This is a genomic window from Peribacillus sp. NPDC056705 (genome assembly GCF_043656335.1).
The window spans coordinates 26831-35494 of sequence record NZ_JBHTYI010000039.1 but is presented as its reverse complement, the minus strand read 5'-3'; the positions used below and the strand labels follow the sequence as shown (position 1 = coordinate 35494).

At 40.8% G+C, this 8664-nt stretch carries 8 protein-coding genes; 4 read left to right on the top strand and 4 right to left on the bottom strand.

Annotated features, from left to right (window positions below; genetic code table 11):
* Positions 1-169: 169 nt before the first annotated feature.
* Positions 170-940 (bottom strand): TSUP family transporter, encoded by a 771-nt coding sequence (locus tag ACFRAK_RS24910; RefSeq protein WP_387603815.1) that lies wholly within the window; start codon positions 938-940, stop codon positions 170-172.
* A 217-nt stretch (positions 941-1157) separates the two neighbouring features.
* On the opposite strand from ACFRAK_RS24910, the gene ACFRAK_RS24905 reads away from it, so the two are divergent.
* A complete protein-coding gene (locus ACFRAK_RS24905) occupies positions 1158-1940 on the top strand; it encodes a TrmB family transcriptional regulator (RefSeq protein ID WP_387603812.1) in 783 nt (260 codons plus the stop codon).
* A 61-nt stretch (positions 1941-2001) separates the two neighbouring features.
* Here ACFRAK_RS24905 and ACFRAK_RS24900 read toward each other — a convergent pair whose 3' ends face one another.
* Positions 2002-2355: a hypothetical protein gene (locus ACFRAK_RS24900; RefSeq protein ID WP_387705322.1), complete on the bottom strand. Its 354-nt coding sequence runs from the start codon at positions 2353-2355 to the stop codon at positions 2002-2004.
* Positions 2356-2535: 180 nt separating this feature from the next.
* Here ACFRAK_RS24900 and nagZ point away from each other — a divergent pair, with 180 nt between their 5' ends.
* Positions 2536-3771 carry a beta-N-acetylhexosaminidase gene (nagZ, locus tag ACFRAK_RS24895; protein WP_394572721.1) on the top strand — a complete coding sequence of 412 codons (1236 nt, stop codon included), beginning with the start codon at positions 2536-2538 and terminating at the stop codon, positions 3769-3771.
* A 91-nt stretch (positions 3772-3862) separates the two neighbouring features.
* Positions 3863-4051 (top strand): hypothetical protein, encoded by a 189-nt coding sequence (locus ACFRAK_RS24890; protein ID WP_260285626.1) that lies wholly within the window; start codon positions 3863-3865, stop codon positions 4049-4051.
* A 366-nt stretch (positions 4052-4417) separates the two neighbouring features.
* Here ACFRAK_RS24890 and ACFRAK_RS24885 read toward each other — a convergent pair whose 3' ends face one another.
* Both ACFRAK_RS24885 and ACFRAK_RS24880 read right to left on the bottom strand, forming a co-directional pair.
* Positions 4418-4819, bottom strand: a complete 402-nt coding sequence (locus tag ACFRAK_RS24885) for an SET domain-containing protein (protein WP_192206858.1) — start codon at positions 4817-4819, stop codon at positions 4418-4420.
* 285 nt (positions 4820-5104) lie between these two features.
* Positions 5105-6730 carry a M4 family metallopeptidase gene (locus ACFRAK_RS24880; protein ID WP_394572720.1) on the bottom strand — a complete coding sequence of 542 codons (1626 nt, stop codon included), beginning with the start codon at positions 6728-6730 and terminating at the stop codon, positions 5105-5107.
* Between the two features lie 442 nt (positions 6731-7172).
* Between ACFRAK_RS24880 and ACFRAK_RS24875 the strand changes: the two genes are divergently transcribed.
* Positions 7173-8657, top strand: coding sequence for an amino acid permease (locus tag ACFRAK_RS24875; protein ID WP_387603799.1), 1485 nt, complete (start codon positions 7173-7175; stop codon positions 8655-8657).
* Positions 8658-8664: the final 7 nt, after the last annotated feature.

Below are 8664 nucleotides of genomic sequence, written 5' to 3'. Positions count from 1 at the left end.
GAAGTGCGAGACTCCTGCGGGAGCAGCGGGACAGGTGAGACCCCACAGGCGTTCACGCCGAGGAGGCTCACCGCCCGCCCCGCGGAAAGCGAGCAATGGAGGGCAAATCAACCACACCGCATTACTTGGTGAATAGCAACAGAGTATGCGAAAACAGCCTTTAAAAAAATTAGCCGCCCATTAAATAATCCATTATATTTTTCAAAATCAGAATGACGGTTACTATGATAAATAATACCCTTACATATGCCACTCCCTTCTTAATGGCGAATTTAGATCCGGCCAAAGCACCTGCTATCATGGAGATCCCCATCGGTATTCCGTAGGAAAAGTTGACGGTATCAAGGAAAATGAACATGATCAGTGCTGCCAGATTGCTTCCGAAGTTCAAAAATTTTGCATTTCCTGCAGAGTGCAAAAAATCAAAGCCAATCATTAAAAAGGCAAAGAGAATGAAAGATCCCGTTCCAGCACCCAAAAACCCATCATAAAAACCAATGGCAAATATAGCAAACGCAAATAGTACAGCCTTTTGCCATGTGAGTTTATGGTAAGTCGATTTCTGTCCCCAGTCCTTTTTAAAAAAGGTATAAATGGCAATAGCTATTAATAGAACCAAGATCATTGGCTTTAATAATTCAGGCGAGACGAAATTAACAACCCAAGCGCCCAGCAGGGAACCTATGAAAATCAGTGGGAAAAGTTTGGATACCAATCGAAAATCAACCTTACCTGAGCGAATGAAGGCAATGGTGCTTGTTAAAGACCCCATGGAACTCGCTAACTTATTCGTTGCGATCGCTTGAGAGGGGGGAAGTCCAGAAAATAATAAAGCGGGTATGGAAATCAGGCCTCCGCCGCCTACCACAGAATCAATGAATGCTGCCAAAAATCCGAAAAACATCAGCAGCAAGAGTGTTGAAATTTGTATATCCTCCATCCAAGAAGCCTCCGTATCAATGGCATTATGGCTGAAATGCTTGTTATGCCGAAGCCATAATCCAAAGTTTTTCTATTAGTCACTATTTAGATAGTAACTAATAAAACCCATTCTGTAAATGAGAATATTATGAGTCATACCTTTTGAAATCGAATAGATTTCGATAAGAGATTTGGTATGATAGGCATATAACTTACTAAAAGCACTAGGAGGTACTATGCAAGATATCATTCAAAAACTACAGTCTCTCGGGTTTAGTCAATATGAAGCAAAGGCTTATGTTTCTTTGGTTCGCCAAGGTCCAACCAGTGCCTATCAAGTAAGCAAGGAATCAGGAATTCCCAGGGCCCGCATCTATGAGATATTAAACGGACTGCAAGAAGAGGGAATCGTCTTAAAAGAGGAAATCAATGACTCGATAAAATATTCACCGTTACCGGTCGATGTGTTTTTGGAGTCGGTTCAATCAAAATGGAACAATACCTATCAATCCATCAGCCATACACTAAAACAATTTGAGAAAATCGAACCGATGTCCGATAATCGTGTAATGACGCTTAAGGGGGAAGGGCATATCCTTTCCTTTTGCCGTACTCTGATTCACAAAGCCGAGAAAAGGGTGGTGGTTTCCTTATGGGACGAGATGTATGGAAAACTTGAACAAGAGCTAAAGGGGGCTGCCGCGCATTGCACTCTCAAGGGGATTGCCTTTCATGTTGAAAAACCATTATCAGGTATAGACATACATCGCAAAACAAGTTATGTGGAAAATATCGGAGAAAACAAATGGTTCATCTTATCCATTGATGGCAAGGAGACGATTTACGGCCCTTCTCCCGAAACGAGAGAAACGGCTTTCTACACAGATGATCCCATTCATATCAATTTTCTCGAAAATTACATTTGGCATGATATCCTCGTTAACCGCTTGGTTAAAAAGAATGAAGAAGATACCGAGAAGTGGATTTCAAGTGAAAGAGACCGTTTTTTCTCCCTATAGAAAAAAAGCTGATAGCCCCATTGCAGGGGGGCTATCAGCTTTTTTATTTTTGTATCAAAAGTCATTCGGATAAAAGGGTTTTAGGAAATCTGATGGCCGTGGGCAAGCTGGATTTATCCCGATAAGATCTGTAAGACACAATCGGATGATCATGGGCTTGAACATCCAACTGGAGAATCTGTGAGCTTTTCATTTCCAAATAGTACGTAACGTCTTCTTTTTGTAAATGATAAAAAGAAAAGGGGATCCCTAAAAGATTTTTCCTGATTAGTTTTGTTTCAGGCTGATTGATGATGTGCTCACTCAATTCCGCTATCGTAACAGAGGTTGTTCCTGTAATTGCTGTTATTTTTTCTTTTGCATAATCGACTGCATGACTGAAGGTACCGGCAATATTCTTCAAGATTCCGTTCATGGGGGGCATCTCCTTTTAATTAGGCTATGTTTGTAGTATGGTACCTGGCTAATGCTTTATGCAAAAAATACGCGTAGATGATATAGAATTGTCACTTTATGAACATGATTAAGAAGTGTGCAATGAAATCAAAAAAAGCAATCAAGGAAGGACAGGGAAAATGTCAATGAAGGTCAAAGCATGAAGAATAAAAAAATGTATATGGGCCTGCTTTTCATCACAATCCTCGCTTTTTCAATATGGTTCATTCAGTTGAATATCGATGTGAACTCAAGAGCGGAAAAAGGGAAAGACGCCGAGGCGGATAGTCATGAAAAAGTAGAAAAATTGCTTAAAAAAATGACACTTGAAGAAAAAATCGGACAGCTTATGATGGTAGGTTTCAGGGGAACTGAAAAGGGCAATGAAATCACGGAGCTTATCGAACAAAAACATATAGGAGGCGTCATTTATTTTGACCGCAATATGAAATCGCCTAAACAAGTGGCTAGATTATCCAACTCGCTTCAGCAAACGGCCAATCAAAGTACACATTCGCTTCCGTTGATGGTGGCCATCGATCAGGAAGGAGGGGACATCATCAGGATGAAGGAAAGGGTATCTCCCCTCCCTGCGCAACAGGATCTTGGAAAAAATGCCTCTATTGAAGACATGTACAAGGTGGCCAAATTGAATGGAACAGAACTTGGATCCATGGGGATTAACATTAATTTCGCCCCTGTACTAGATCTATCGCAAACGGATAAGCGTTCATTGGGGCAAGATCCCAAAAAGGTCTATCAATATGGAAAGAAAGCCATTCAAGGCTTGAATGATGCATCGATAACTGGTGCATTGAAGCACTTTCCTGGAAACGGACGCAGCGAAATCGATCCGCATGTCGAAACATCTTCCGTTGAGGCAAACCAACTTGATCTGGAAAATTCGGATATTTATCCTTTCAAGCAAATCATAAGTGAAATGGATAACCAAAAGTTTTTCGTGATGGTGACCCACATTAAATATCCAGCCTATGATAAAGAAAAACCAGCAAGCCTATCTAACATCATCATAGAAGACCTGCTTCGGGGGAAACTCAAATATGAAGGGATTGTCGTTACCGACGATTTGGAAATGGGTGCTGTGAACAAGTATTACTCCTATGAAGAGATGGGGAAGCAGGCAATCCTTGCAGGAGCTGATTTATTACTTGTCTGTCATGAATACTCCCATGAGCTTGAAGTATATAACGGATTGCTGCAAGCGGTAAAAGCAGGGGAAGTTCCAATGGATAGAATTAACGAGTCAGTGAAAAGAGTGCTGACATATAAACTTTACAATATGAAGCAAACGAAAACTGACCCGGATCGAGCTGAAAAAGTAGTGGGAAATCCAGAAAGCATAAAGTATATCGAAAGCCTGGGCGATGATGAATAAAAGCGAAGCCACTCTCTCAAAAGGATGCTTTTGTTTAAATCAGCTGATAGAGGGAATACTATACATGACTAACTTGAAGGAGGAAACTAACATGCCATCAAACAAAATGCTTGGAACAGTCCTGATAGGAGCAGCCGCATTTTTAATGCGCAATAAGAAAACCCGTGAAAAAACCATGAGTCAAATAAAGTCCCTAGCCACACCGGAAACCATCGATAAGGTTAAGGGCCAATTCCAATCAATAACCAAAACAAAATCAAGTAATCCATCCGTACGTTAAGGTGAAATAACCCATTAAAAGTTTTAATGGGACAAGACTGTAAATTAGAGAAAAACTAGTTTACAGTCATTTTTTTCTTGAAAAAGTTCTAGTTGATCCGCTCCCGTTCCGCCGACTATCTGCCAAGCCTCATCAAAGCAAGCGTCTGGCTTGGCTAGTCAGGGGTTCGCACATAGAGGGTTCATTCGTATAAATCATGGTTCGGGGTGAGAGCATTTCGAACTTCTTTTGTCATCAAACTGTCCCCGCTAAAAGGGGGCTTTTTTAATTGCTTAATATCCAGCAGTAAAAGGAAAAGCACCCGTTACTTTAGAAGACCTTGAAAAGGTCTTCTAAAGTACAAGTGCTTTCATGAATGGTCAATGATCATTCAGCTTCATCTTCACCGTCATCTTCTTTGTTGAACCAAAGCGGATCCTCATTATCGACTTCACCATTATAATTAATCAGGATTTCTTCTCCTGCTTTTATGTCGGTGTAAGCAAAGAAATCAAACGTATGATTCTTGAAGTTTATGTCATACGTAGCGTTGGGTGTATAAGAATGATTAAACAGCATGCCATAACCCAAAAGCATGGCAGTATGGTTAATACCATATTCAAACGCATAATCAGCCAGCAATGTTTTCTCTATGAAAACATGCTCCTCGTTCGGATAAGCAATGACAGGCGCCTCATGCAAAAGCTCACCCTTTTTAATGTCTCGTGTTGCGAATACGCCTCTATTGAACTCACCATCACTGAGTGTGGAAGTTTTAACTTCAATCATTTTCGTCACCTACTTGTTCTATTCAATATAGTCCAGATCATCTAAGCTTGACAGTTAATAAGAAGAAAAGCAACTATTTTACGGAATTAATCAATTTTAACAAACGGCACGATTGTTTTTTATTGCGGATCTACCGGTACCGTGGGACGGAATTCTTCACATGAGGAACGAAAAAAGGTAGCGAACGGCTGAAGTAATCGGGATAGCCCCGTATATCCATTCCAATAAAAAAACACCTCCGCTAGAAGACAAGCTAGGGAGGTGTCGGTCATATAGGTAAATCCCTTAATTCACACCGACAGCTGTAAAGGCATTTTTGACAGCTGTGACTTCTGCACTGCTAGAACCGTATAAATCAGAGGCCGCTTGTACGACTGCCGCTTTGGCTTGTGAAAATGTCGACGAGGAAGTTAAATAAACCGTGTTTGCCCGGTAAAAGATGGTCCCCAGTTTATCGATGCCAATCCCGGATACGCTCACGCCATGGTGAGTTCCGCCTGCAGAGATCAAATAGGCCGCCTTATTGATGATTCCGCTGTTCGTATGGACTCCGCCATTATCACCGGTTCCCGTATAGCGGTTCGAATAATGGTCAGGGTCACCATTCAATGTAGGATTAGCCATTGAACGAAGTGCATCACCGGAAATGTTAGGTGTGTAAATATCTTCGCCGATCAAATAATCGGCTTTGTCACTTTGATTCTTGAATTCGACGACCGTGCCAAAAATATCAGAAATCGCTTCATTCAAAGCACCGGATTCATTCTGATAGGTAAGGTTCGATTCCGAGGAAGTCACGGCATGCGTCAGTTCATGTGCAACGACATCCAGACCGCCCGACAGTGGGATGAACGTCGTGCCATCTCCATCACCGTAAACCATTTGGGTGCCATCCCAGAATGCATTATTATATCTTGAGCCATAATGAACGGTCGATTTCAGGCTGGTTCCATTTCCATCATAAGAGTTCCGTCCAAACGTGGATTTATAATAATCATAGGTTTTACCTGCATAATTATGGGCATCAACCGCAGCTTTATCGGTAGAAGTAGTGAAAGCATTTGTCTTGTTGGAAAAGAGTGTACCAGGCAATGTTGAACGGTTATTGGCATTATAAGTATAGATGCCTTTCCCGCGTGTATTGTCCTGTAAATAGTATTGGCCGTTGGATAAGGTAGTGTTCAATGACACGGTATTGTTTAAGACGCCGGTGCCCGTTCCGACGGAATTGGTCCCCGTCACTTCATCTAGTGAATTAAATTTATTCAGGATTTTACCTGTTTTGACTGATATGAAATAATTATGATTTCCTGGTTCGGGACTTAAGAACTTCAAATTGACTTTATATACATAATCGGCCTTGCCTTCATTTGCGTATACATATAGGTCGGATTCAGGTGATTGTTCGTAGGCAGGAGTGAACCCAAGATCCGCTTCAGCTATTTTGATAGCTTCGGATTTACTGATGCCTTTTTTAGCCTTTTTCCCTAATTTCGTGTTTAGATTGGCTTCAACCGTACCGGACACGACCGTCAGTACACCTTTAGTGTCAATCAATACTGCTTGTGTCGAATTCCATACAGGGACGCCTTTATAGGTTTGTTGCAATTTAAGAACGGTATTGCCTAGTTCATCCTTGCTTTCTTTCTGGATTGTGAAGGAGTCTTTCGCCTTTTGTTTTTCTAGCTTGTAAGACTTTTTGTTTTCATCAAAAAAGGTAAGAATGATATCTTCTGCAGTTTGCTTTGATGGGTCCGTAAGTTTCCCAGACTTGAATTCTAGCGAATCCTTATGCTTATTGTACTTTTCAACACTTAACACATTTTTTGCCGCTAAAGCTTCTTGATGGGGAATAGCAGAAAATAATAGACCGAGAGATAGTGCAGTTCCTAAAAATACCTTACCTTTCATAACACTCAACTCCTTCATGAGAATAACCTCATTTTTACATCGTTTCATATTATTCACAAACGGAGAAAACTCGCAAAAAATATGACATTTAAAGGAATAAAATGGAGAAAAATGGTTTTTGAAAGAAATATTCTCTGAATATATTCTTATAGTAATATTTGGAATGTATGTAAATTGAACCAAATGAATAAAAGTGCAAAAAAACATGGCATAATGTGCAAAAAAATGTGGCGTAAAGTGCAAAATATTTTGTCTATTAAGGGCGTTTTTTTTTGTTTATTTGTTGAATATTGCGTTTTATAAATTTGGCATGAAAATTGCATATATTCAGAAAAGGAATTCGAATTGTAAATTAGATCTATTTGAAAGTCTATGAAATAGGAAAATTTATTAAATGGATTTCCCATATATGAAAGCGCTTATATAGAAAGGGATGAAAATTATGATACCAAAACAAGAACATGACATCGTTCAACATCCTCCGCAGCAAGAAGGACAAGAACTAAAACGCGGTTTAAAATCCCGCCATTTAACGATGATTTCCATTGGCGGGGCTATTGGCACCGGGCTGTTTCTTAGCAGCGGGGCAGCCATCCATACAGCTGGGCCAGGCGGCGCATTACTTGCATATGCCTTAGTTGGGGCAATGGTTTACTTTGTGATGACGAGCTTAGGGGAACTGGCAGCCTTTATGCCGACAAGCGGCTCATTCAGTACTTATGGAACGAAATTCGTCGATCCGGCATTTGGTTTTGCCTTGGGATGGACGTATTGGTTCAATTGGTCGATGACGATAGCGGCAGAGTTGGCAGCCTCGACAATGATCATGAAATTCTGGTTTCCGAATAGTCCATCATTGTTATGGAGTTCATCATTCTTGGTGCTCATTTTCCTTTTGAATTATTTATCCGTTAAAGGATATGGTGAAGGGGAATATTGGTTTTCCTTCATAAAGGTTACAGCCATCGTTATATTTATAATCGTCGGGCTGCTAATGATCGTCGGCATTATGGGCGGCGAAGCAGTAGGTTTTAAAAACTTCACCGTCGATGACGCTCCTTTCCCGGGTGGGTTCATGGGTGTCTTCATCGTGTTCATAGCGGCTGGCTTTTCTTTTCAAGGTACCGAAATTGTTGGTGTGGCTGCCGGTGAAAGTGAAGATCCTGCACGGAATATACCGAAGGCCATTAAGAGTGTCTTCTGGAGAATCTTGCTTTTTTACGTATTTGCAATATTTGTTATAGGGCTGCTTATCCCTTATACGAACTCAAGTTTACAAGGTGATAACGTCATGGTAAGCCCATTCACGCTCATTTTTGAAAAGGCTGGAGTGGCCTTTGCCGCTTCGCTTATGAATGCCGTCATTTTAACCGCGGTATTATCTGCAGGTAACTCAAGCCTATATGCATCAACGCGTATGTTATACTCAATGGCAAAAGATGGACAAGCACCGCGCATTTTTGCAAAACTTAATAAACGCGGAGTACCGGTTGCAGGCATGGTTTTGACATGTTCCATCGGCATGCTGGCCTTTTTAGCTTCCATATTCGGGGATGGTAAAGTGTATATTTGGTTAATGAATGCCATTGGAATTACAGGATTTATCTTTTGGCTCGGCATTTCCATCAGCCATTACCGTTTCCGGAAAGCATTCATCGCTCAAGGCCATTCATTGGAGAAGCTGCCATATAAGGCATTATGGTTTCCGATTGGACCGATCTTTGCCATTTTAATTGGCATGATTGTCATCCTGTCCCAAAATATCCAAGCATTTTTCTCAGATCACATCGATTGGGGAAGTGTTATAGCTGCATACCTGGGAATCCCGCTTTTCCTTGGTCTATGGTTTGGCTATAAACTGGTAAGAAAAACTAAATTCGTTAAAATTGATGAAGTAGAATTTGATTTTGACAAAAAATATGAATGAACAAGCT